General features: G+C 63.4%; 25 protein-coding genes. 8 read left to right on the top strand and 17 right to left on the bottom strand.

Annotated features, from left to right (window positions below):
* Window positions 1-21: 21 nt before the first annotated feature.
* The 3 genes from PPL01S_RS02075 to PPL01S_RS02065 are packed head-to-tail and all read right to left on the bottom strand — an operon-like array spanning window position 22 to window position 2,350.
* Window positions 22-315, bottom strand: coding sequence for a hypothetical protein (locus PPL01S_RS02075; protein WP_028625209.1), 294 nt, complete (start codon window positions 313-315; stop codon window positions 22-24).
* 30 nt (window positions 316-345) lie between these two features.
* Window positions 346-714, bottom strand: coding sequence for a hypothetical protein (locus tag PPL01S_RS02070; protein ID WP_016391439.1), 369 nt, complete (start codon window positions 712-714; stop codon window positions 346-348).
* A gap of 10 nt (window positions 715-724) precedes the next feature.
* Window positions 725-2,350: a methyl-accepting chemotaxis protein gene (locus PPL01S_RS02065; protein WP_028625208.1), complete on the bottom strand. Its 1,626-nt coding sequence runs from the start codon at window positions 2,348-2,350 to the stop codon at window positions 725-727.
* 302 nt (window positions 2,351-2,652) lie between these two features.
* On the opposite strand from PPL01S_RS02065, the gene ydcS reads away from it, so the two are divergent.
* The 5 genes from ydcS to PPL01S_RS02040 all read left to right on the top strand — a co-directional run bounded on the left by ydcS (window position 2,653) and on the right by PPL01S_RS02040 (window position 8,100).
* A complete protein-coding gene (gene ydcS / locus PPL01S_RS02060; protein ID WP_028625207.1) occupies window positions 2,653-3,804 on the top strand; it encodes a putative ABC transporter substrate-binding protein YdcS in 1,152 nt (383 codons plus the stop codon).
* A gap of 83 nt (window positions 3,805-3,887) precedes the next feature.
* Complete coding sequence (locus PPL01S_RS02055; RefSeq protein WP_028625206.1) at window positions 3,888-4,928, top strand: ABC transporter ATP-binding protein; 1,041 nt, start codon at window positions 3,888-3,890, stop codon at window positions 4,926-4,928.
* A 13-nt stretch (window positions 4,929-4,941) separates the two neighbouring features.
* Entirely contained in the window at window positions 4,942-5,862 is a 921-nt protein-coding gene (locus PPL01S_RS02050; protein WP_033743167.1) for an ABC transporter permease, read from the top strand.
* Window positions 5,852-6,658: an ABC transporter permease gene (locus PPL01S_RS02045; protein WP_016391444.1), complete on the top strand. Its 807-nt coding sequence runs from the start codon at window positions 5,852-5,854 to the stop codon at window positions 6,656-6,658. The genes PPL01S_RS02050 and PPL01S_RS02045 overlap by 11 nt, the downstream gene beginning before the upstream one ends.
* Before the next feature lie 17 nt (window positions 6,659-6,675).
* Window positions 6,676-8,100, top strand: coding sequence for a gamma-aminobutyraldehyde dehydrogenase (locus PPL01S_RS02040; RefSeq protein ID WP_016391445.1), 1,425 nt, complete (start codon window positions 6,676-6,678; stop codon window positions 8,098-8,100).
* Window positions 8,101-8,164: 64 nt separating this feature from the next.
* Here the strand turns inward: PPL01S_RS02040 and PPL01S_RS02035 are convergent, their stop codons facing one another.
* The 3 genes from PPL01S_RS02035 to PPL01S_RS02025 form a co-directional block, all read right to left on the bottom strand.
* Window positions 8,165-9,271 (bottom strand): NADH:flavin oxidoreductase/NADH oxidase, encoded by a 1,107-nt coding sequence (locus PPL01S_RS02035; RefSeq protein WP_016391446.1) that lies wholly within the window; start codon window positions 9,269-9,271, stop codon window positions 8,165-8,167.
* Between the two features lie 221 nt (window positions 9,272-9,492).
* On the bottom strand, window positions 9,493-11,202 hold the full coding sequence (gene recJ / locus PPL01S_RS02030; RefSeq protein ID WP_028625205.1) for a single-stranded-DNA-specific exonuclease RecJ: 1,710 nt from the start codon (window positions 11,200-11,202) through the stop codon (window positions 9,493-9,495).
* 11 nt (window positions 11,203-11,213) lie between these two features.
* A complete protein-coding gene (locus PPL01S_RS02025; RefSeq protein ID WP_016391448.1) occupies window positions 11,214-11,756 on the bottom strand; it encodes a YaeQ family protein in 543 nt (180 codons plus the stop codon).
* 132 nt (window positions 11,757-11,888) lie between these two features.
* Here PPL01S_RS02025 and PPL01S_RS02020 point away from each other — a divergent pair, with 132 nt between their 5' ends.
* Window positions 11,889-13,088, top strand: coding sequence for a CaiB/BaiF CoA transferase family protein (locus tag PPL01S_RS02020; RefSeq protein ID WP_028625204.1), 1,200 nt, complete (start codon window positions 11,889-11,891; stop codon window positions 13,086-13,088).
* Between the two features lie 9 nt (window positions 13,089-13,097).
* Window positions 13,098-13,955: a TIGR02285 family protein gene (locus PPL01S_RS02015; protein WP_016391450.1), complete on the top strand. Its 858-nt coding sequence runs from the start codon at window positions 13,098-13,100 to the stop codon at window positions 13,953-13,955.
* Between the two features lie 126 nt (window positions 13,956-14,081).
* Here PPL01S_RS02015 and PPL01S_RS02010 read toward each other — a convergent pair whose 3' ends face one another.
* The 6 genes from PPL01S_RS02010 to xerD form a co-directional block, all read right to left on the bottom strand.
* Window positions 14,082-14,363, bottom strand: coding sequence for a DUF3509 domain-containing protein (locus PPL01S_RS02010; protein ID WP_028625203.1), 282 nt, complete (start codon window positions 14,361-14,363; stop codon window positions 14,082-14,084).
* Between the two features lie 80 nt (window positions 14,364-14,443).
* Entirely contained in the window at window positions 14,444-14,839 is a 396-nt protein-coding gene (locus PPL01S_RS02005; protein ID WP_016391452.1) for a hypothetical protein, read from the bottom strand.
* Between the two features lie 129 nt (window positions 14,840-14,968).
* The gene (thrC, locus tag PPL01S_RS02000; protein ID WP_028625202.1) at window positions 14,969-16,378 is read right to left on the bottom strand and encodes a threonine synthase; all 1,410 of its coding nucleotides are present in this window, start codon (window positions 16,376-16,378) and stop codon (window positions 14,969-14,971) included.
* A 52-nt stretch (window positions 16,379-16,430) separates the two neighbouring features.
* Window positions 16,431-17,735 carry a homoserine dehydrogenase gene (locus PPL01S_RS01995; protein WP_016391454.1) on the bottom strand — a complete coding sequence of 435 codons (1,305 nt, stop codon included), beginning with the start codon at window positions 17,733-17,735 and terminating at the stop codon, window positions 16,431-16,433.
* Between the two features lie 81 nt (window positions 17,736-17,816).
* Window positions 17,817-18,578 (bottom strand): thioredoxin fold domain-containing protein, encoded by a 762-nt coding sequence (locus tag PPL01S_RS01990; RefSeq protein ID WP_016391455.1) that lies wholly within the window; start codon window positions 18,576-18,578, stop codon window positions 17,817-17,819.
* Between the two features lie 154 nt (window positions 18,579-18,732).
* Window positions 18,733-19,629, bottom strand: a complete 897-nt coding sequence (xerD, locus tag PPL01S_RS01985; RefSeq protein ID WP_016391456.1) for a site-specific tyrosine recombinase XerD — start codon at window positions 19,627-19,629, stop codon at window positions 18,733-18,735.
* Window positions 19,630-19,697: 68 nt separating this feature from the next.
* On the opposite strand from xerD, the gene PPL01S_RS01980 reads away from it, so the two are divergent.
* A complete protein-coding gene (locus PPL01S_RS01980; RefSeq protein ID WP_016391457.1) occupies window positions 19,698-21,497 on the top strand; it encodes a cation:proton antiporter in 1,800 nt (599 codons plus the stop codon).
* A 2-nt stretch (window positions 21,498-21,499) separates the two neighbouring features.
* On the opposite strand, the gene PPL01S_RS01975 is transcribed toward PPL01S_RS01980, so the two are convergent.
* The 5 genes from PPL01S_RS01975 to rpsP all read right to left on the bottom strand — a co-directional run bounded on the left by PPL01S_RS01975 (window position 21,500) and on the right by rpsP (window position 23,942).
* The gene (locus tag PPL01S_RS01975; protein ID WP_010952562.1) at window positions 21,500-21,907 is read right to left on the bottom strand and encodes an acyl-CoA thioesterase; all 408 of its coding nucleotides are present in this window, start codon (window positions 21,905-21,907) and stop codon (window positions 21,500-21,502) included.
* 92 nt (window positions 21,908-21,999) lie between these two features.
* A complete protein-coding gene (gene rplS, locus PPL01S_RS01970) occupies window positions 22,000-22,350 on the bottom strand; it encodes a 50S ribosomal protein L19 (protein ID WP_008094487.1) in 351 nt (116 codons plus the stop codon).
* A 42-nt stretch (window positions 22,351-22,392) separates the two neighbouring features.
* Window positions 22,393-23,145 carry a tRNA (guanosine(37)-N1)-methyltransferase TrmD gene (gene trmD / locus PPL01S_RS01965; protein ID WP_008094486.1) on the bottom strand — a complete coding sequence of 251 codons (753 nt, stop codon included), beginning with the start codon at window positions 23,143-23,145 and terminating at the stop codon, window positions 22,393-22,395.
* Between the two features lie 3 nt (window positions 23,146-23,148).
* Window positions 23,149-23,685, bottom strand: a complete 537-nt coding sequence (gene rimM / locus PPL01S_RS01960; protein WP_016391459.1) for a ribosome maturation factor RimM — start codon at window positions 23,683-23,685, stop codon at window positions 23,149-23,151.
* 5 nt (window positions 23,686-23,690) lie between these two features.
* Window positions 23,691-23,942, bottom strand: a complete 252-nt coding sequence (rpsP, locus tag PPL01S_RS01955; RefSeq protein WP_008094480.1) for a 30S ribosomal protein S16 — start codon at window positions 23,940-23,942, stop codon at window positions 23,691-23,693.
* Window positions 23,943-24,093 lie beyond the last annotated feature (151 nt).

Here is a 24,093-nt window from a genome sequence, read left to right as displayed (position 1 = left end):
TGGTTGATTATCGATTGTATTTCAATCCGCTCGACTCAGGTGTCCCTCCGGACCCAGCACTTCGTTGAAGGCGTCCAGGTGCGCCTTGCACATGTGCTGGGTGAACAGTTCGATCTTCGCGGCAATGTCCGGGCCTACCCTGTTGCCGCAATAAAGTACCGCCGCCACTCGCCCCATGATTTCCGCATTCAGGCGCGCTCGCGCGCGCAATGCATGGGCTGGCATGTCCTTGTTGACACCTTCGAAAATGATCGGAACGAGGGCAAGGCCAATGACTTCGATCAGTTTTCCAATGTCCAGGTCTGTAAGGTTCAATGCGTCATTCCTCCGTTTACACGGTCGCCATCAATGCAGGATGAACGCAGTCAGGCCGCTGCCAAGGCAGCCACCAATGACCGCTGACGAGGTGATCGCCAGCACTGACGGCAGCAGGGTATCGTGCAGTGTGCGCCGCACATTCTTTTCAATGCTCAGCATCGCCGTGCGTTGCGTGACCTGCGCAATGCTCATCAGGTTGCTCAAATGACGGCGCTCAAGGACCAGGTCTTCATTCAGCGCCTTCATGGTCATGCCAAGCTTCGAGCCCGCCGCGACCATGGATACCTGGAGCCCATCGATCTGGATGGTGAGTTCCCTGATCTGCGTGACGATGCTGCTTGCCTGCGCCAGAATTTCTTCACAGCTTGCCGCCGGGGTGGCTTCTACGGTTTCCATGGGTGTTCGCTCAGATCAGGAATCGCTTGGTCAGGTCGTTCATGGTGCCGGCCAGTTTCGCCAACTCGTTGCTTGCCGCGGCGGTCTGGTTACCCCCCGCAGATGTCTGGATCGACAGATCACGAATGCTCACCAGGTTGCAGTCCACCGAACGCGCCACTTGCGCCTGCTCCTCCGAAGCCGTGGCGATGAGGAAGTTGCGCTCGTTGATCTCGGTGATCGAACGGGAGATCGCTTCCAGCGCCGTACCCGCATCCTGCGCGATGCTGAGGGTGCCCTGGGCGTTGGAGCAGCTCTGGCCCATGGCAAGCACAGCCTGCTGGGCCCCGGTCTGGATATCGGCGATCATGCTTTCGATTTCCTTGGTGGACTCCTGGGTGCGATGGGCCAAGGCCCTCACCTCGTCGGCCACCACCGCGAAGCCGCGCCCCTGATCGCCCGCCCGAGCCGCCTCGATCGCTGCATTGAGCGCCAGCAAGTTGGTCTGCTCGGCGATCGAACGGATCACATCCAGCACCTTGGCGATGTTCTGGGCCCGGCTCGCCAATCCTTCCACTTCGCCACTGGTTTGGGTAACGATGCTGACCAGGCTGCGAATGGCTTCCACGGTTTCTACCACTCGCTCGGAACCCGTCCGGCTGGAAACTGCCGAGGCCTGGGCGGAGTCCGAGGCCGACGCCGCGTTCCGGGCGACCTCTTCGACCGCTGCGGTCATTTCGTTCACGGCCGTTGCCGCTTGTTCGATCTCATCGTTCTGGCGCTGAAGGCCATTGCTCGACTCTTCTGTCACCGAGTGCATTTCTTCCGCCGCAGCGGCCAGCTGGATAGCCGAACTGCCGATGTGCCGGATGGTGTCGCGCAGGCTGGACTGCATGGCAATGACCGAGTGCATCAGGTCGGTCAGTTCATCGTTGCCGCTGGCCGTCAGGTCGCTGCGCAGGTCGCCCTGGGCAATCTGGCGGTTGACCTGCAGCACCGACAGCAGGGGCAGGGTGATGCTGCGCACGAACAGGATGCCCATCGCAATGCTCAGGACAATCACCAGCACACCGATGCTGATCACCGTGGTGATCGATCGCTGGTAGACAGCCTCGGATTCGAGACCCGATTGGCGACCGCCATCGCGGTTGAGCGCCACAAGCTTGCCGATGGTTACCTGGAGGTCATTGGTGAGATCGCGGATGTTTTGGCTGATGTAATCGAGGGCCTCCTCCTTGGCCCCTGTCTGGGCGATCTGCAGGAGAACATCGAGTTTGCTCTCATAGGTCGCTACACCCAGCTTTACAGCCTCGTAGAGCTGCTGCTCTTCAGGACCGCCGACCAGCGTTCCATAGCGCTCCACCACATCATTCAATTTCGTTCGAGTATTGCCCACCGTATCAGCCGAATCCTGGCGTCGCTGGGGGTCGTGTGCGTTGAGCATACGGAAGCTTTCCAGGCGGATGCTCAACACCATCGAGTCGATTGCCCCGGCTTGCCGGATGCTTTCCATCCAGTTGCGTTCCATTTCCAGCGCCGTTGCACGAATTTGCCCCATTTGCCATAGGGAGATCGCGCCAAGGACTACCACCAGCAGGTTGATGATGATGAAGACCAGCATGGCGCGCTGGGCCAGCCTGAATTTCCTGAGAAACATGAGAAGTCCTGCCAGTGGGTTGATCTGACCGGCGAGTCTAGGGAGTGGGATGGGAAACGGGCCATCAGGCAAACCTTAAAGATCCACTTGCCACCCGCAGCGAGGCTTGACCGGGGAATTTGTCGGCGTCGCTGAAACCGACTCGATTTCCGCCGCCGCCCATCTAGTCTCTAGGCAGGTGAACCTGTTGCCACGACTGCACCGCCCTGGCGAGCTTCTGGCGTGGACCGACTTCAACCGTACTACCCTTGTACCTTTGCTTGGCACCGCCCCGACCATAATTTCAAAGAAGAGGGAACACCATGTCAGTGCACAAGACCGCATTGCTCGGCGCCGTCACCGGCGCTCTGCTGGCCAGTGCCAGCCTGCAGGCCGCCGAGATGCCCAAAGCCCTGGGCGCCACTGAAGGCCAGCTGGATATCGTTGCCTGGCCCGGCTACATCGAGCGCGGCGAGAGCGACAAGGCCTATGACTGGGTCACCGGTTTCGAGAAGGAGACCGGCTGCAAGGTCAACGTCAAGACCGCCGCCACTTCCGATGAAATGGTCAGCCTGATGAACAAGGGCGGGTACGACCTGGTCACGGCCTCCGGCGATGCCTCGCTGCGTCTGATCGTCGGCAAGAAGGTGCAGCCGATCAACACCGCGCTGATTCCCAACTGGAAGAATATCGACCCGCGCCTGCAGAACGGCGGCTGGTATGTGGTCGACAAGCAGGCCTATGGCACCCCCTATCAGTGGGGCCCCAACGTGCTGCTCTACAACACCGACACCTTCAAGCAGGCCCCCACCAGCTGGAACGTGGTGTTCGAGCCACAGAACCTGCCCGATGGCAAGCCGAACAAAGGCCGCGTGCAGGCCTACGACGGGCCGATCTACATCGCCGATGCGGCGTTGTACCTCAAGTCCGCCAAGCCGGAGCTCGGTATCAAGGACCCCTACGAGCTGAACGAAGCCCAGTACAAGGCGGTGCTCGACCTGCTGCGCCAGCAGCAACCGCTGATCCATCGTTACTGGCATGACGCGACCGTGCAGATGAGCGATGTGAAGAACGAAGGCGTGGTCGCCTCCAGTTCCTGGGGCTACATGGTCAATGGCCTGAAAGCCGAAAAACAGCCGGTGGCCTCGACCATTCCGAAGGAAGGCGCTACCGGCTGGGCCGATACCACCATGCTGCATGCCGAGGCCAAGCACCCCAACTGCGCCTACAAGTGGATGGACTGGTCGTTGCAACCGAAGGTGCAAGGCGATGTGGCGGCCTGGTTCGGTTCGTTGCCGGCGGTGCCGGCGGCGTGCACGGGCAGCGAGTTGCTGGGGGCCGAGGGATGCAAGACCAATGGCTTCGACAACTTCGACAAGATTGCCTTCTGGAAGACGCCACAGGCCCAGGGGGGCAAGTTCGTGCCTTATAGCCGCTGGACCCAGGACTACATTGCGATCATGGGGGGGCGCTGAGGGCGTTTGAGCCTGTACGGGCCTCATCGCCGGCAAGCCGGCGATGAGGCCCGACCAACCCACACAACAGCTGAGTAGCGCCCATGCCCTTAGCAGTCCAGTTCACCCAGGTCTCGCGCACCTTCGGCGAGGTCAAAGCCGTCGACCAGGTCAGCATCGACATCGAGGACGGCGAATTCTTCTCCATGCTCGGGCCTTCGGGCTCGGGCAAGACCACCTGCCTGCGCCTGATCGCCGGCTTCGAACAACCCAACAGCGGTTCGATCCGCATCCATGGCAGCGAAGCCGCCGGCGTGCCGCCCTACCAGCGCGACGTCAACACGGTGTTCCAGGATTACGCGTTGTTCCCCCATATGAACGTGCGCGACAACATTGCCTATGGGCTGAAGGTCAAGGGCGTGGCCAAGGCCGAGCGCCTTGCGCGGGCCGAGGAGGCATTGGCCATGGTCGCCCTGGCAGGCTATGGCGAGCGCAAGCCGGCCCAGCTTTCCGGCGGCCAGCGCCAGCGCGTGGCCCTGGCCCGCGCCCTGGTCAATCGCCCACGGGTGCTGTTGCTCGACGAACCGCTCGGCGCGCTCGACCTCAAGCTGCGCGAGCAGATGCAGGGCGAGCTGAAGAAGCTGCAACGCCAGCTGGGCATCACCTTCATCTTCGTCACCCACGACCAGACCGAGGCCCTGTCGATGTCCGACCGGGTCGCGGTGTTCAACCGCGGCCGCATCGAGCAGGTCGACACGCCGCGCCAGCTCTACATGAAGCCCGCCACCACCTTCGTCGCCGAATTCGTCGGCACCTCCAACGTGGTACGCGGCGAGCTGGCCGAGCAGCTCAGCGGCCGGCGCTCGCCATTCTCCATCCGCCCCGAGCATATCCGCCTGGGTGCAACGGACAGTGCCGGCGAGGGCGTCCAGCTCGATGGCCTGCTGCGCGACATCCAGTACCAGGGCAGCGCCACACGCTACGAGGTGCAACTGGACAACGGCCAGCTGCTGGCGGTCAGCCACGCCAACGACCGCTGGCAGGAACAACCACTGCCCTGGCAGCCCGGCCAGCGCGTGCAGTTGCGCTGGCCCCGCGAAGCGATGACGGTGCTGCAGGAAACCGTGCTGGTCGAGGGCCGCTGAAATGAACCAGGCCATGGCACATGCGCGCCCCTTGCGTCGGCTGTCCAACCTGCTCTACCGGCGCCCCAACCTGTACCTGTCGCTGTTGTTGATCCCACCGCTGACCTGGTTCGGTGCCATTTACCTGGGGTCGTTGCTCAACCTGCTGTGGCAGGGGTTCTACACGTTCGACGACTTCACCATGGCGGTCACCCCGACGCTGACCCTGGGCAACTTTGCCGCGCTGTTCAACCCGGCAAACTTCGACATCATCCTGCGCACCCTGGCCATGGCCGTCGCGGTCTCCCTGGCCAGCGCGGTGCTGGCCTTCCCCATCGCCTACTACATGGCGCGCTTTACCAGCGGCAAGACCAAGGCCTTTTTCTACATCGCGGTGATGATGCCGATGTGGGCCAGCTACATCGTCAAGACCTACGCCTGGACCTTGCTGCTGGCCAAGGGCGGCGTGGCCCAGTGGTTCGTCCAGCAACTGCACCTGGATGGGCTGCTGCAGGCCGTGCTGGACGTGCCCGGGGTTGGCGGCAGTACCCTGTCGACTTCGCACCTTGGACGCTTCCTGGTGTTCGTGTACATCTGGCTGCCGTTCATGATCCTGCCGATCCAGGCTTCACTGGAACGCCTGCCGCCCTCGTTGCTGCAGGCCTCGGCGGACCTCGGCGCCAGGCCTGGGCAAACCTTCCGGCAAGTGATCCTGCCGCTGTCGATACCCGGTATCGCCGCTGGCTCGATCTTCACCTTCTCGCTGACCCTCGGCGATTTCATCGTGCCGCAACTGATCGGCCCACCCGGCTACTTCATCGGCAGCATGGTCTACGCCCAGCAAGGGGCGATCGGCAACATGCCGATGGCCGCCGCATTCACCCTGGTGCCGATCGTGCTGATTGCGGTGTACCTGTCCATCGTCAAACGCCTGGGGGCCTTCGATGCACTCTGAAAACGCCTCGACCGGCCTGCGCCTGGCGGCGTGGGGCGGGCTGCTGTTCCTGCACTTCCCGATCCTGATCATCGTCCTGTACGCCTTCAACACCGAGGACGCGGCGTTCAGCTTCCCGCCCCAGGGCTTCACCCTCAAATGGTTCGCCGTGGCCTTCGCCCGTGCGGATGTGCTGGAGGCCATCAAGCTGTCGTTGCAGGTGGCCTGCCTGGCCACATTGATCGCCCTGGTGCTCGGCACGCTGGCCTCGGCGGCGTTGTACCGGCGCAGCTTCTTCGGCAAGGAAGGGATCTCGCTGATGCTGATCCTGCCGATCGCCCTGCCCGGCATCATCACCGGCATCGCCCTGCTGTCGGCATTCAAGAGCCTGGGCATCGAACCTGGGGTGTTCACCATCGTCGTCGGCCACGCGACCTTCTGCGTGGTGATCGTCTACAACAACGTGATCGCACGGCTGCGGCGCACCTCGCAGAGCCTGATCGAAGCCTCGATGGACCTCGGTGCCGACGGCTGGCAGACGTTCCGCTACATCATCCTGCCCAACCTGGGTTCGGCGTTGCTGGCCGGCGGCATGCTGGCTTTCGCCCTGTCGTTCGACGAGATCATCGTCACCACCTTCACCGCCGGCCATGAGCGCACGCTGCCAATCTGGTTGCTCAACCAGTTGAGCCGCCCGCGCGATGTGCCGGTGACCAACGTGGTCGCCATGCTGGTGATGCTGGTGACCATGCTGCCGATCCTCGGCGCCTACTACCTGACCCGTGGCGGAGAAAGCGTCGCGGGCAGCGGCAAATGACCCTCCAAGGAGCCCACATGCAAATCAACATGCTCATCAACGGTCGCCTGGTCGCTGGCGAAGGCCCTGAATTGACCGTGCTCAACCCTGCCGAGGGCAGCACACTGGCACAGATCTTCGAGGCCACCGAAGCCCAGGTCGATGCCGCAGTGCGTGCTGCCGACCAGGCCTTCGACAGCTGGTCGCAGACCAGCCCCAAGGAACGTTCGCTGGCCCTGCTGGCGCTGGCCGACGCCATTGAGTCGCACGGCGACGAGCTGGCCAGGCTGGAGTCGCAGAACTGTGGCAAGCCCTTCGCCGCCGCCCTCAACGACGAAATCCCCGCCATCGTCGACGTATTCCGCTACTTCGCCGGTGCCGCGCGCTGCATGGGAGGCTCGGCAGCCGGTGAATACCTACCCGGCCACACCTCGATGATCCGCCGCGACCCGCTGGGCGTGGTCGCTTCGATCGCCCCCTGGAACTACCCGCTGATGATGCTGGCCTGGAAAGTCGCCCCGGCCCTGGCCGCCGGCAATACGGTGGTCATCAAGCCGTCGGAACTGACCCCACTGACCGCCCTGCGCTTGGGTGAACTGGCCAAGGGCCTGCTGCCTGCCGGGGTGCTCAACATCCTCTTCGGCCGCGGGCAGACAGTCGGCAACCCGCTGGTGACCCACCCCAAGGTACGCATGGTGTCGCTGACAGGCTCCATCCCGACCGGCGCGCACATCATCGGCGCCACCGCCGACAGCGTGAAGCGCATGCACATGGAGCTCGGAGGCAAGGCGCCGGTGCTGGTGTTCGACGATGCCGACATCGACGCCGCCATCGACGGCATCCGCACCTTCGGCTTCTACAATGCCGGCCAGGACTGCACGGCGGCATGCCGCCTCTACGTGCAGGACGGCATCTACCAGCGCTTCGTCGAGCGCCTGGGCAAGGCGGTGGCAAGCCTCAAGCCCGGTTTGCAGGACGCCGAGGACACCGAGCTGGGTCCACTGATCAGCGCCCAGCACCGTGACAAGGTGGCGGGCCTGGTGAACCGCGCCATTGCCCAGCCGCACATCCGCCTGGTCACCGGCGGCAAGGCGCTGCCCGGCGATGGTTTCTACTTCGAGCCGACCGTGCTGGCCGACGCCCTGCAGGACGATGAGATCGTGCGCAACGAAGTCTTCGGGCCGGTAGTGTCGGTAACGCGTTTCAGCGACGAATCCCAGGCCCTGGAGTGGGCCAACGACTCGGAATACGGCCTCGCCTCATCGGTCTGGACCCGCGACACAGGCCGCGCCCATCGCCTGGCGGCGCGGTTGCAATATGGCTGCACCTGGGTCAATACCCACTTCATGCTGGTCAGCGAAATGCCCCATGGCGGGCAGAAGCACTCGGGGTATGGCAAGGACATGTCGATGTATGGGCTGGAGGATTACACCTGCGTGCGACATGTGATGATCAAGCATTGAATCTGGGGTGATGTTCTCGGCCCTATCGCCGGCAAGCCGGCGATAGGGCCCGAACAGGCTGAACCTAGTCCCGCAGATCCGACTCATGAATCGGATTGGCCCGGCTGGTCGCGCGCTGATACTGCGCCGGCCAGGTCGCCTTGTTTCCGCCCAGGTCATCATCGGCATGCAGCGGCCAGTACGGGTCGCGCAGCAGTTCTCGGGCCAGGAAGATGACATCGGCCTGGCCGGTGCGCAGGATATGCTCGGCCTGGGCCGGTTCAGTGATCATGCCCACCGTGCCGGTGGCGATTTCCGATTCCTTGCGCACGCGCTCGGCGAAGCGGGTCTGGTAGCCGGGGCCGGTGGGAATCTCGGCATTGACCGACGTGCCACCGGAAGATACATCAATCAGGTCGACCCCCAGCGCACGCAGGCGTCGGGCCAGTTCGACGGTTTCGTCGGGATTCCAGCCGTCTTCCACCCAATCGGTCGCCGAGACGCGCACGAACAACGGCAGCTCCTGGGGCCATACCTTGCGTACCGCCTCGGTGACCTCCAAGGTCAAGCGAATGCGGTTTTCGAAGCAGCTGCCATATTCGTCGCGGCGCTGGTTGCTCAACGGCGACAGGAACTGGTGCAGCAGGTAGCCATGGGCGGCGTGGATCTCGACCACCTTGAACCCCGCCTTCAATGCCCGTTCGGTAGCGGCAACGAACGCGGTGACCACATCCTGTATTTCACCCAGGGTCAGTTCATGCGGGATGGTGTGCTGTGGGTCGAAGGCAATCCTCGAGGGCCCCACCGGCTGCCAGCCCCCTCCTTCGGGCTTGACGCTGCCCTGCTTGCCCAGCCAGGGGCGATAGGTGCTGGCCTTGCGCCCGGCGTGGGCCAGCTGGATGCCCGGCACGGCGCCCTGGGCGGTGATGAAACGGGTGATGCGCTGCAAGGGGGCGATCTGCGCGTCATCCCAAAGACCCAGGTCTTCGGCGGTGATACGGCCATCGGCAGTCACCGCCACCGCTTCGGTGATCACCAGGCCGGCGCCACCCACGGCGCGGCTGCCCAGGTGAACGAGATGCCAGTCGTTGGCCAGGCCATCGACGGCGGAATACTGGCACATTGGCGAAACCGCGATGCGGTTGGGCAGGGTCAGCTGACGCAGGGTGTAAGGCTCGAGCAGCAGGCTCATGAGGGCACCTCCCAAGGACTCCAATGGTGATCCGGCCCGGACACTCATGCACGACGCTGGCCCGGTATCGGTCATTAATCAGACTAGACCAGATTGCTGGGGGGGAAGGTTCCCGGGGAATTGCGTTCGCCTGTACCGGCCCTATCGCCGGCAAGCCGGCTTGTATGGTGATACTCGAAGGGGTGGTGGGAGCCGGCTTGCCGGCGATAGGGCCCGAAAGATCAGCGCGGCTCCATGTGGGCAATCATCAGCTGTACGCTTTCATTGCCGCGAAACTCGTTCACATCCAGCTTGTAGGCCAACTCCACCCAACGTACGGTCGGGTTGGGCCATACCTCGCGGTCGATGCCAAAGGCGATGCCATCCAGGCGCACCGAACCACATTCGCTCTTGAGCACCACCTTCAGGTGCCGCTCGCCCACCACGCGCTGCTCCACCAGCTGGAACACGCCATGGAACAACGGCTCAGGGAAGTGCTGCCCCCAGGGTCCGGCGTTGCGCAGGGCCTTGGCCAGGTCGAGGTGGAACTCTTCCACGGCCAGGCTGCCGTCCGACAGCAGGCGCCCGGTCAGGTCCTCTTCGCGCAACTGGCGCCGCACTTCTTCGTCGAACGCCTCGGCGAACGCCGGGAAGTTGCCTTCGGGCAAGGACAACCCGGCCGCCATGGCATGCCCGCCGAACTTGCTGATCAGCTGCGGGTGGCGCGCCGCCATCGCATCCAGCGCATCACGGACATGAAAGCCCGGCACCGAACGCGCCGAGCCCTTGAGCATGCCATCACCGGCATCGGCGAAGGCGATGGTCGGTCGGTGATAACGCTCTTTCAGGCGCGAGGCCAGAATGCCGATCACGCCTTGGTGCCAGTCGGCGTCGAACAGGCACAAGCCATAGGGCATCGACTCGACCGGCAGGTCCTTGAGCTGGGCCAGGGCCTCGCGCTGCATGCCTTGCTCGATCGACTTGCGGTCCTGGTTCAGGTCATCCAGCTGCTGGGCCATGTCCTGGGCCAGTGCCGCGTCTTCGCACAGCAGGCATTCGATGCCCAGGCTCATGTCGTCCAGCCGACCCGCAGCGTTCAGCCGCGGGCCAAGGATGAAGCCGAGGTCGGTGGAGGTGATACGCCGATGATCGCGACGCGCGACTTCGAGAATGGCTTTGAGGCCAGGCCGTGCGCGACCCGCGCGGATACGTTCGAGGCCCTGGTGCACCAGGATGCGATTGTTGGCATCCAGCGGTACCACATCGGCGACGCTGCCCAGGGCGACCAGGTCGAGCAGTTCGCCGATGTTCGGCTGCGGCTGGGCCTCATAGCGCCCAAGGCTGCGCAAGCGCGCGCGCAGGGCCATGAGCACGTAGAAGATCACCCCGACGCCCGCCAGCGACTTGCTGGGGAAGGCACAATCCGGCTGGTTCGGGTTGACGATGGCGTCGGCCAGCGGCAGCTGCTGGCCCGGCAGGTGGTGGTCGGTGACCAGCACCTTGAGCCCGGCCGCCTTGGCCGCCGCAACGCCCTCGACACTGGAGATGCCGTTGTCGACGGTGATCAGCAATTGCGGCTGGCGCTGCAGTGCCACCTCGACGATTTCCGGGGTCAGGCCGTAGCCGTACTCGAAGCGGTTGGGTACCAGGTAGTCGACGTGCGCCGCGCCCAGCAGGCGCAGGCCCAGCACACCGACGGTACTGGCGGTGGCGCCATCGGCATCGAAGTCACCGACGATCAGGATGCGCTGGCGCTGATCGAGTGCCTCGACCAGCAAATCCACGGCTGCCTCGATGCCCTTGAGCTGCTGGTACGGCAACAGCCGCGCCAGGCTCTTGTCCAGTTCGGCTTCGCACTGCACGCCGCGCGCGGCGTACAGGCGGGTCAGCAAGGGTGGCAGGTTACCCAGGAAGGGCAGGGTCGGCGGCAGCGGGCGAGGTTCGATACGCATGGGGCCTGGGCTCAGCCTCGCTCGCCGAGCAGCCACTCGAGCTGCACTTCGTGCTGGCCGCGGTCGTCGGTCACGAACACCGTGCCTTCGCTGATCATCACGTCCCACTTGATGGTGCGCGGCATGTCGGTGGCCAAGGTTTCCAGGACCTCTTGCGGCACGGCAGCAATGTTCAGGTTCTTCAAGCCCTTGACCGCGTCCACCACCTTGTTCTGCCATACCCGCAGGCTGCCGTAGGCCAGCAGGCTGGTGCGTTCGGTGCGGCGCGAGCACCAGGTCAGGCGATCGGCGTCGGGCTGGCCGACTTCGATCCAGTGCAGGATGCGGTCATCCAGGCTCTTTTCCCACAGCGCCGCTTCATCGACATCGGACAACCCACGGCCGAACGACAGGTTCTCGTTGTACCAGAGCGCATAGGCCAGCAGGCGCACGGCCATGCGCTCTTCGGTTTCCGAAGGGTGACGGGCGATGGTCTGCCGGACGTTTTCGTACACGCCACGATCGAGATCGGTGAGGTTCAGTTCGAATTTGTAGGTGGTTGACGGCTGGGCCATGGTCGACTGGGCTTCGTGCAAAGAGAAAAGTTGTCTAGTCTAACTGATCCTGCCCGGCTTGCGCCGGAGCAGTTTCTGCAGCACGACACCTGTGATAAAACCACCGCTCTGCCCTGTTGCCACGGATGCCCTATGCCTACGCCCAGCAAACCCCTCGCCGGCCTCAAAGTCATCGAACTCGGCACCCTGATCGCCGGGCCGTTCGCGTCGCGCATCTGCGCCGAATTCGGCGCCGAGGTGATCAAGGTCGAGTCACCCGACGGCGGCGATCCGCTGCGCAAATGGCGCAAGTTGTACGAAGGCACATCGCTGTGGTGGTTCGTCCAGGCCCGCAACAAGCAATCCTTGACGCTCAACCTCAAGCACCCCGAGGGACGCGAGATTCTCAAGCGCCTGCTGGCCGAAGCCGACATCCTGATCGAGAACTTCCGCCCCGGCGTGCTGGAAAAACTCGGTCTTGGCTGGGACGTGCTGCATGCCCTCAACCCGAAACTGGTGATGGTGCGCCTGTCGGGCTTCGGTCAGACCGGGCCGATGAAGGACCAGCCTGGCTTTGGCGCCGTGGGCGAGTCGATGGGCGGCCTGCGCTACATCACAGGCTTCGAAGACCGACCGCCGGTGCGCACAGGCATCTCCATCGGCGACTCGATCGCCGCACTGTGGGGCGTGATCGGCGCGCTGATGGCACTGCGCCACCGCGAAGTCAACGGCGGCCAGGGGCAGGTGGTGGACGTAGCCCTGTACGAAGCGATCTTCGCCATGATGGAAAGCATGGTTCCGGAGTTCGACGTGTTCGGCTTCATCCGCGAGCGTACCGGCAACATCATGCCGGGTATCACGCCCTCCTCCATCCACACCTCTGCCGACGGCAAGCATGTGCAGATCGGCGCCAACGGCGATGCGATCTTCAAGCGGTTCATGCAGGCCATCGGCCGCACCGACCTGGCCGAAGACCCGTCGCTGGCCAGCAATGATGGCCGCGACGCACGCCGCGACGAGCTGTATGGGGTGATCGACCGCTGGGCCAACAGCCTGCCGCTGGAGCAGGTCATGCGCACGCTGAACGAGGCAGAGGTGCCTGCCAGCCGCATCTACTCGGCCGAGGACATGTTCAACGACCCGCAGTACCTGGCGCGGGAAATGTTCCTGCAGGCCCGCCTGCCGGACGGCAAGCCGTTCAAGATGCCCGGCATCGTGCCCAAGTTGTCGGAAACGCCAGGTTCCACCGAATGGGTCGGCCCGGCCCTGGGCGAACATACCGACGCGCTGCTGGCCGGGCTGGGTTACGACACAGCCGCTATCGCCAGTCTGCGCACAGCGGGCACGGTCTGAGCCTTGACCATGCGCGCCCGGACCTTCTTCTGCGGGCTTCTGCTCGCCATGGCCTGCATACCGGTGCAGGCCAAGGAACGCCTGCTGTGGCTGGTCCGCGACCTGCCGCCGTTCACCATTTTCGAGGGTGATGAAAAAGGTCAGGGCGTGGTCGACCAGATGTTGCCGCTGCTGATCGAGCAGATGCCCGAGTACGACCATGCCATCGTGCGGGTCAACCGGGCTCGCGGCATCCAGATGCTGCAGGACCGCAGCAGTTTCACCTGCGACCCTACCCTGCTGTGGACCCAGGAGCGCGCCAAGTTCGTGCACTTCTCGGTGCCGACACTGGGTGTGATGAGCGGCGGCCTGGTGGTTCGCAAGCAGGGTGAAGCCCTGCTCGCGCCTTACCTCGATGGCCAGCAGGTGGATCTCAAGGCCCTGCTGACCAGCACGCAGCTGAAACTGGGCATCGTCGCCGAGCGCAGCTACAGCACGCAGATCGACGACATCCTGCGCCAACTACCCGATTCGGTGTTCAGCCGCCACTACGGCAACGATGCGACTGCCAGCCTGCTGGAAATGCAACAGCTCGGGCGCCTGCAACTGGTGCTTGGCTATTGGCCAGAGATGCGCTACCTGATCCGGCAACAAGGTGGCTCGCTGGACGACTACCGCTTTCACCCGATCCAGGGTGTGAACCGCTATCAGTTCCTGCATGTGGGCTGCTCGGACTCGCCACTGGGGCGCGAGGCCATTGCCCATATCGACCAATTGCTGCCGGCGCTGCGCCGGGACACGCTGCCGGCGCTGTATGCCCGCTGGCTGGATCCGGAGTTGCGCGGCGACTACCTGGAACACAGCCGGCAATTCTTTGAAAAGCGCTAAAAAGAAACCCCGAACGCTGGGGAAGACGTCCGGGGTCAAGCGAAAGCCCTCGCGGGCTTCCCGTGACAACCCGCCTGCACCGGAGCTGTGTGCAAGCGCGCTGCCCTACTGCGTCTGATACGCCAATCAGGCAAAGGTTCCCCGAGGCTGCTGGCGTTGTTGCAATGCCGCGATCACACAGGGTTGCAAGCGCCCCTCGACAATCTGCAGATCACGATGCAAGCCATCCACCAGGTCGATCAGCAAGCGTTGCTCTTGCAACTGCCGCAGACTGACAGTGCGGCACAAGGCGGTAGCACCGAGGCTGTCGTAGACGATCAACTGGCGGTTGCCACTGGCATCCGCAGTATCAAGGTGAGTGTGGTAAGGCGTCAGGGCGTCGTTGAGCAGTCTGCAGATTCTTTCCATCCGGATCACTCGCGCAAGTAGTGGGACATACAGCAACTGACCAACAAGCGCAGCGGAAAGTTCGCCCGGCTGCGGCTGGTTCAGTGAGCATGCGTGGGCGATGTGACAGTTTGAATATGCCGCAAGGCCTGTTGCCAGCGCTGCATCGGCAATGGCCAGGGCAACTCGGCGAGCACCCACAGGCCATGCTGGCGTGCTGCACTGGCGAGGTCCGTCTGGCCAGCATCTGCCTGACCGACAAACAGGACAGCGCGCGGAGGCTCGCAACTGACCTGCTCGAGCACGGCCAGGCCATCGTTGCCCGCATGATCGAGGATCAGCAGGTCGGCACCGCGATCACGTACCAGGCAAGCCTTGAGGTCGTTCAGGTCCTCGGTAACGCGCACGTCGAAAAAACCCAGGGCATTGCAGGCCTGGTGCAGGAGGATCTGGTGGGAAGGCCGTGCCTGGTGGATCAACACGTAAGGCTGACGCATGCGCCGCTCCTTGGGGAAAGGGTCGGCAACTCTATGTAACGCAAAGCCTGTTCTGAATAGGACAATTCTGAGCGGAGCGTAAGAAAGCGCTACAAAAGAAGGGCCGCACAGCGGCCCCTTCTCTAACACTTAAAGCGGTTTGCCGCGATTACCATGCTGGCTGACAAAGGCCTGCACGGCCTTCAGGTCGTTGGCCAGTACCGTGCAACGCTCTTCGCGGCCGAACAGGTCGCTCAGGTGCGCTGGCAGCTCCAGGGCCTTGCCGACGCCTGCCTTCTCCACCGCTTCCGGGAACTTGACCGGGTGAGCGGTGCCCAGTACCACCATCGGCGTATCGAGGCTGCGGCGGCACTCGCGCGCGGCCTTGACGCCAATGGCGGTATGCGGGTCGAGCACCTCGCCGGTGCTGGCGAAGACTTCGGCGATGGTCTCGCAGGTCTGCTCATCGCTCACTGCCAGCGAATCGAACAGCTTGCGCGCTTCGGTCCAGCGGTCTTGCTCGACGCTGAAGCTGCCACCTTGCTTGAAGTTGGCCATCAGCTCGGCGATCGCGGCACCGTTGCGGCCGTGCAGGTCGAACAGCAAGCGCTCGAAGTTGGACGAGACCATGATGTCCATCGACGGCGACAGGGTCGCGTGCAGGGTTTCCTTGACGTACTGGTTGCCGCTCATGAAGCGGTGCAGGATGTCGTTGCGGTTGGTCGCCACCACCAGCTGGCTGATCGGCAGGCCCATGTTGCGCGCCAGGTAGCCGGCGAAGATGTCGCCGAAGTTGCCGGTCGGCACCGAGAACGCCACCGAACGGGCCGGGCCGCCCAGCTGCAGGGCTGCGTGGAAGTAGTAGACGATCTGGGCCATGATCCGCGCCCAGTTGATCGAGTTGACCGCCACCAGGCGAGTGCCCTTGAGGAAGGACTGGTCGGCGAAGCTGGCCTTGACCATTTCCTGGCAGTCGTCGAAGTTGCCTTCGATGGCGATGTTGTGGATGTTGTCACCGAAGATGGTGGTCATCTGCCGGCGCTGCACTTCCGACACGCGCTGATGCGGGTGGAGGATGAAGATGTCGACGTTGTCGCAACGGCGGCAACCTTCGATGGCGGCGGAGCCGGTGTCGCCACTGGTGGCGCCGATGATCACCACACGCTCGCCACGCTTGACCAGCACGTGGTCGAGCAGGCGGCCGAGCAGTTGCAGGGCGAAGTCCTTGAACGCCAGGGTCGGGCCGTGGAACAGCTCCATGACCCACTCGTTGCTGTTCAGCTGGCGCAGCGGTGCGACCGCGGCGTGGGCGAACTCACCGTAGGTTTCTTCGAGGATCTTCTTGAAGTCGGCATCGGCAATGCTGCCGGTGACGAACGGGCGCATCACCCGGAAGGCCAGCTCGTGGTACGGCAGGCCTGCCCAGGAGGCGATCTCTTCCTGGGTGAAGCGTGGCAGGTTCTCGGGTACGTACAGGCCGCCATCGCTGGCAAGGCCCGCCAACAGGACGTCTTCGAAATTCAGGGCCGGTGCCTGGCCGCGGGTGCTGATATAACGCATATGCAAACCTTCGATGCTGGGCCCGGGCCGCCGTCGCGGCCCGAAGGCGAAATTAGTTGAGCTGTTCGACGCGGATGCGCACGACCTTGCCGACCACATCCTGCAAGGCTTCCAGGGCGACGATGGCGTCATTGATGCGCTGTTCGACCACGCCGTGGGTGAGCAGGATCATCGGCACCAGGCCATCCTGTTCCTCGGCTTCCTTCTGCATGATCGATTCGATGTTGATGCCACGTTCCGACAGGATGCTCGCCACCTGGGCCAGTACGCCAGGGTGGTCCTTGGCCTGGATGCGCAGGTAGTAGGCGCTTTCGCAGGCTTCGATCGGCAGGATCGGGTGGGCCGACAGCGAGTCGGGCTGGAACGCCAGGTGCGGCACGCGGTTTTCCGGGTCGGAGGTCATGGCGCGGACCACGTCGACCAGGTCGGCGACCACCGACGAAGCGGTCGGCTCCATGCCGGCGCCGGCGCCGTAGTACAGGGTGGAACCGGCGGCATCGCCGTTGACCATTACCGCGTTCATCACGCCATTGACGTTGGCGATCAGGCGGTCGGCCGGGATCAGCGTCGGGTGCACGCGCAGCTCGATACCCGCATCGGTGCTGCGGGCCACGCCCAGGTGCTTGATGCGATAGCCCAGGGCCTCGGCGTAGTTCACGTCAGCGGTGGTCAGCTGGGTGATGCCCTCGGTGTAGGCCTTTTCGAACTGCAGCGGAATGCCGAAGGCGATGGAAGCCAGGATGGTCAGCTTGTGCGCGGCATCGATACCTTCGACGTCGAAGGTCGGGTCGGCTTCGGCATAACCCAGCGCCTGGGCTTCGGCCAGCACGTCGGGGAAGGCACGGCCTTTTTCGCGCATCTCGGTGAGGATGAAGTTGCCGGTGCCGTTGATGATGCCGGCCAGCCAGTTGATGCGGTTGGCCGACAGGCCTTCGCGGATCGTCTTGATCACCGGAATGCCGCCAGCCACTGCCGCTTCGAAGGCGACGATGACGCCCTTCTCGCGGGCCTTGGCAAAGATTTCGTTGCCGTGCACGGCGATCAGCGCCTTGTTGGCGGTGACCACGTGCTTGCCGTTCTCGATCGCCTTGAGCACCAGGTCACGGGCCACGGTGTAGCCACCGATCAGCTCGATGACAATGTCGATCTCAGGGTTGCTCGCAACGTCGAACACATCAGCGGTAATGGGGGTACCGGTAATCTGGCAGTTCGGGTTCGGCGAGCGCATGGCGATCTGTGCCACTTCAATACCGCGCCCGGCACGGCGGGCAATCTCCTCGGCGTTGCGCTGAAGTACATTGAAAGTACCGCCACCGACGGTCCCCAACCCACAGATGCCTACTTTGACCGGTTTCACTGTGAACTCCCCATTGAACGGCCGGCACCTGCGCCGACCGTGAAACATGCCGTCACCCCATGACGACGGCGTACTGAATGATTACTTGGCGGCTTGCTGCTGGCCAGCCAGGGCCAGCTTGGCCACTTGTGGCGCCGGCTGGTAGCCCGGGATCACCTGGCCGCTTTCGAGCACGATCGCCGGCGTGCCATTGACGCCGATCGACTGGCCCAGCTGGAATTGCTTGCTGACCGGGTTGGCGCACTTGGCAGCCTTGATTTCCTTGCCGTCGACCATCTTGTCCAGCGCCGCGCGGCGGTCGTTGGAGCACCACACCGCCTGCAACTGCTCGTCACCCGACGAGCCGAGGCCCTGGCGCGGGAAGGCGACATAGCGCACTTCGATACCGCGGCGGTTCAGTTCCGGCACTTCGGCGTGCAGCTTGTGGCAATACGGGCAGGTGGTGTCGGTGAAGACGGTGATGTGCGACTTGGTCTCGCCCTTGGCAGGATAAACCACCATCTCGGCGGTCGGAATGCCGTTGATGAGCTTGGCGATGCCTTGGCGTTCGGTCTTCTCGGTCAGGTTGACCGGCTTGCCATCCTGGATCTGGTACAGGTAGCCCTGCATGACGAACTGGCCATCGGCGCTGGCGTACAGCACGCGGCCGCCCTGCAGCTTGACTTCGTAGAGGCCGTTCAGCGGGCTGCTGGCCACGCTTTCCACGGGCACTTCCAGCTCGAGGTTCTGCAACGACTTGCGGATGGCCTGTTCGGCACTGGCATTGCTGTCGGTCGCCGCGGCAACGGCGAAAGTACTGGCCAACGCCAATGCGGCGGCGGCGAAGATCTGGGTCACGCGCATGGGGAACTCCTGAAGACGGACAGGGGCCGGAGGGCGTCACCTGCGGAAAAAACGCGGCGACCGTACGGCCCTTGGTGCAAACCGCTCAAGCCTACCACATCACACCGCCGGTGAAGGGGTCTTCAGGTACCGGTCGACGGAACATGAAAATCATTCATCCACGTGGGTGGTGCTGGGCGTGTAACTGCTGCAAACGGGCCTTGGCCACATGGGTGTAGATCTGCGTGGTCGACAGGTCGCTGTGGCCCAGCAGCATCTGCACCACGCGCAGGTCGGCGCCGTGGTTGAGCAAGTGGGTGGCGAAGGCGTGGCGCAAGGTGTGGGGCGACAACGGCTTGTCGATTGCGGCCACCCGCGCATGGTGCTTGATGCGGTGCCAGAAGGTCTGGCGGGTCATCTGCTCGCCACGCTGGCTGGGGAACAGCACGTCGCTGGGTCGGCCATTCAACAGCTCGGCGCGGCCGTCACGCATATAGCGCTCCAGCCACAGCACCGCCTCCTCGCCCATCGGCACCAGGCGCTCCTTGCTGCCCTTGCCCATCACCCGCAGCACGCCCTGGCGCAGGTTGACCTGGTCGAGGGTCAGGCTCACCAGCTCGGTCACCCGCAAGCCGCAGGCGTAGAGCACTTCGAGCATGGCGCGGTCGCGCTGGCCGATGGCTTCGCCAAGGTCCGGGGCTTGCAGCAACGCTTCGACATCGGCCTCCGACAGCGATTTGGGCAAGGGCCTGCCCAGTTGCGGCATATCGACTTGCAAGGTCGGGTCCACGGCGACCAGCTTTTCCCGTAGCAGGTAGCGGAAGAAGCCACGCAGGCCGGACAGAAAACGAGCCGTGGAGCGCGGCTTGTAACCCTGGTCCAGGCGCCAGGCCAGATGATCGAGAATCAGCTCGCGCCCGGCATCGGGCAAGCTCACCGAATGCTCCTGAAGCCAGCCGTTGAACAGGGCAAGGTCGCTGCGGTAGGAGACACGAGTGTTGTCGGACAGGCCCTTTTCGAGCCACAAGGCGTCGAGGAACTGGTCGATCAGAGGGTGGTCGAGGGCGGGCATGAAAACTCGGTGGCAAACGACGAAATGACGCTTAGTCTTTCATAACCACGCCGGCATAGGGAGTGCCCATGAACGAACAGCAAATCCTTCTCAGCGTCGGCGGCATCGGCGCCGCCGCCTTGGCCTGCCAGTGGCTGGCCTGGCGTCTCAAGTTACCGGCAATCCTTTTCCTGCTGCTGGCCGGGATCCTCACGGGCCCGGTGCTGGGCTGGCTCGACCCGCAAGCGCTGTTCGGTCCCTTGTTGATGCCGCTGGTGTCGCTGGCAGTGGCACTGATCCTGTTCGAGGGCAGCCTGACCCTGCACCTGTCGCAGTGGCGCGATATCGGCAGCGTGGTGCATCGGCTGGTCACCGTGGGTGCCCTGTCGACCTGGCTGGTGATTGCCCTGGCGACCCACTGGCTGCTGGGCTTCGACTGGCCGCTGGCGATCCTCTTCGGCACCCTGACCCTGGTCACCGGCCCCACCGTGATCGTGCCGATGCTGCGCGTGGTGCGGCCCAAGGCGGCGATTGCCAATATCCTGCGCTGGGAAGGCATCATGATCGACCCGATCGGTGCCCTGCTCGCCGTGGTGGTGTACAGCTTCATCATCGCCAGTGGCGATGGCCTGACCCAGAGCCTGGGCACCTTCGCCGGAGTGATCTTCTGCGGCAGCACCCTGGGGGCAGCAGGCGGCTGGTTGCTGGGGCAGATCATGCGCGAACAGTGGCTGCCGGAATACCTGCACAACCTGGCCTCCCTGGCCGCGGTGCTGGGCATCTTCATCGCTGCCAACCAGATCGTGCACGAGTCCGGGCTGCTGGCGGTCACTGTGATGGGCATGTGGCTGGCCAACATGCGCGGGGTCGATGTGCGGCAGATCCTGCACTTCAAGGAGAACCTCAGCGTGTTGCTGATCTCCGGCCTGTTCATCCTGCTCGCCGCGCGACTCGACCTGCATGCCCTGCTCGGCCTGGGGCCGGCGGTGCTGGCGCTGCTGCTGGTGATCCAGTTCGTGGCGCGACCGCTCAATGTCCTGCTGTCGACGCTTGGCTCGTCGCTGAACTGGCGCGAACGCGCCCTGCTCGCCTGGGTCGCCCCACGCGGCATCGTCGCCGCGGCAGTCTCGGCGATCTTCGCCATACGCCTGCATGAAGCCGGTCACCAGGACGCGCTGCTACTGGTGCCGCTGACCTTCGCCGTGATCATCGGCACCGTGGTGGTGCAGAGCGCAACGGCCAGGCCCTTGGCGCGCCTGCTCAAGGTCGCGGAACCTGCGCCGAGCGGCTTTCTCATCGTCGCCGCCAACGAGCCCGCGCGCGCCGTGGCCAAGGCCCTGCAGCAACTGGGCTGCCGGGTCCTGCTGACCGACTCGAGCTGGGAGAACATCCGCGCCGCGCGCATGGATGGGTTGCCCACCTATTTCGGCAACCCGGCTTCGCAGCATGCCGATGCGCACCTGGACCTGGTCGGCCTGGGCCACTTGCTGGGCTTGTCTCCTGCGGGCGAGATCAACGCCTTGGCCTGTGCCCGTTTTCGCCACGACTTCGGCCACGGTCGCCTGTTCGTCCTCGCCAGCGGCCTGGAGAACCAGCGCGCCGACAAGCACCGGGCGGCCGAGGAGCACCGTGGACACCTGCTCGGTTCAAGCCCGATGACCTACCTGCAACTGGCCAACCGCATGCATCAGGGCGCGGAGCTCTACAGCACCACACTCACCGAAGGCTTCGATTGGGAGGATTACCAGGCACTGCATGGTGAGCGTGCGCAACTGCTGTTTGCCCGTGACCAGCATGGCTGGGTTCACGTGGCCAGCCCTGACGCCACACTGCTGCCACAACCGGGCTGGACCCTGGTGGCGTTGATAGCGCCCGCCTCGCCTGCGTGAGGTCAGGCGCCAGGCAGCACGGGCACCGGGCGCTTGTCCTCGTCGATGGCAACGAAGCTGAACACACCATGAATCGCCCGCTCGCGACCATCGAGGTACATGTTCTCGACGAACACATCGACCTGCACCTGCAGACTGGTATTGCCGACCTTGATCACCGTGCCGACCAGCTCGACGATCGAACCTGCCGGGATCGGGTGCTTGAAGTCGATACGGTCGGTGGACACGGTCACCAGCGGCAGGCGACAGAAACGCGTGGCGGCGATGAACGACACTTCGTCCATCCAGGCCAGCGCGGTGCCGCCGAACAGGGTGTTGTGATGGTTGGTGGTGTTGGGGAATACGGCCTTGGTCACGCGAGTTACCGAAAGCTCGGTGCGACGCTGGATTTCCTGATCTCGGGTGGTCATGTCTGTCACATAGCAGAGGTTCAAAAAGCAAAAAAGCAGCCCGAAGGCTGCTTTTTTCTCGCAAGGGGCCTAGGCCACCGGGCAAACTGCACTCAGGACAGTTTTTCCTTGATGCGAGCGGCTTTGCCGGACAGGTCGCGCAGGTAGTACAGCTTGGCTTTACGCACGTCACCACGACGTTTCACGGCCAGGCTGTCGATCTGCGGGCTGTAGGTCTGGAAGGTACGCTCTACACCAACGCCGCTGGAGATCTTGCGCACGGTGAAGGCGCTGTTCAGACCACGATTGCGCTTGGCGATAACGACGCCTTCGAAGGCCTGCAGACGGGAACGCTCACCTTCCTTCACTTTAACCTGGACGACGATGGTGTCGCCTGGTGCGAAGGTCGGGATTTCCTTGCTCATCTGCTCTGCTTCGAGCTGCTGGATGATCTTGTTGGTCATGCTGTGCTCCTAAGATGGATACGTGATCCACCATCGATACGTTTAACTATCGTCCCGCTCGCGGAGATATTCCTCGAGCAGCTTCTTCTCTTCTCCAGAAAGCGAGCGACTTTCCAGAAGATCGGCGCGTCGTTCGAAGGTCCTACCAAGGGACTGCTTCATCCTCCAACGCCGGATGTGTGCATGGTTGCCACTTAGCAACACGTCGGGAACGCGCTGATCCGCATACACCTCGGGTCGGGTGTAATGCGGGCAATCGAGCAGACCGTCGGTGAAGGAATCTTCCTCCGCCGAGTCCACATGCCCTAAAGCTCCGGGCAGCAGCCGCGTAACCGCATCGATCAGTACCATGGCCGGCAGCTCACCACCGGAAAGCACATAGTCGCCAATCGACCACTCCTCATCGACATGAGCCTCGATAAAGCGCTCGTCGATGCCTTCATAACGACCGGCGATCAGGATCAACGATTCCTGCTCTGCCAGGCCTTTGACCGCCTGCTGGGTCAGCTTGCGGCCTTGCGGCGAAAGGTAGATCACCTTTGCCGATGCTCCGGTCGCTTGCCTGGCGCTAACCAGGGCGTCTTCCAGAGGCTTGATTTTCATCACCATGCCCGGACCACCGCCAAACGGCCGATCATCCACCGTATGGTGACGATCTGTGGTGTAGTCCCGCGGGTTCCAGCAGGTCACCTGAAGCAACCCCTGTTTCACCGCGCGGCTGGTAATGCCGTACTCCGTGATGGCCGAGAACATCTCGGGGAACAGCGTGATGACGTCTACGCGAAGGTTACCCATCGTCTAGAAATCCGCGTCCCACTCAACCCGCATCACGCCTGCTTCCAGGTCGATGGCCAGCACGCATTGCCCGGTATAGGGCAACAGACGCTCGCGATCATCCAGGCTGCCTGCGCAGGGTTTGACCACCATTACATCGTTCGCACCGGTCTCCAACAGGTGATCGATCTTGCCGAACAGCTGTTCGTCCTGATTGATGACCTTCAGACCCACCAACTGGTACCAGTAGTACTCGTCAGCGGCCAGGTTGGGCAAAAGGCTCCGCGGGATGCAGATCTCGTAACCACTCAGAAGACGGGCTTCATCGCGATCGTCGAGGCCTTTCAGTTTCACGACCAGACCCTTTTGGGAGCCACGACCGTTGACCAGCTCGACCTGTCTTTCCTTGCCTTCGTGCCTGAGCGTCCAGCGTGGATAATCCAACAGGTTTTCAATCGGATCGGTAAAGGAGTACACCTTCACCTCGCCGCGAACGCCGTGAACCGAAAAAATCTTGCCAACGACGATGAGGTCGTCAGCCTTTTCTGGCGTCGCGTTCATACTGCTCAGGCAGCAGCCTTGGCAGCGTCCTTCAGCAGCTGAGCAACGCGCTCAGACGGCTGTGCGCCCTGGCTCAGCCAGTAGGTGACGCGCTCTTGGTTGACCGACAGCTTGACTTCGGCGCCCGATGCGATCGGGTTGAAGAAGCCAACGCGCTCAACGAAACGGCCGTCACGGGCGTTACGCGAGTTGGTCACGGTCAGGTGGTAGAATGGGCGCTTTTTCGAGCCGCCACGGGCCAGACGAATGGTTACCATGTGAACATCGTTCCTATAGTCGGTGCTGCAGTTGGTACTGCAAATCTGAATGCCAAATAGGCACACGGGTGCCCAAAAGGCCGCATATTCTCGGGGAATACACGGACATTTGCAAATGACTTTTTCGGCAAGGCCATGCCCTGCCGTCCAG

The sequence above is a fragment of the Pseudomonas plecoglossicida NBRC 103162 = DSM 15088 genome, assembly GCF_000730665.1.
GTDB lineage: Bacteria > Pseudomonadota > Gammaproteobacteria > Pseudomonadales > Pseudomonadaceae > Aquipseudomonas > Aquipseudomonas plecoglossicida.
This window is presented reverse-complemented; position numbering and strand designations above follow the sequence as displayed.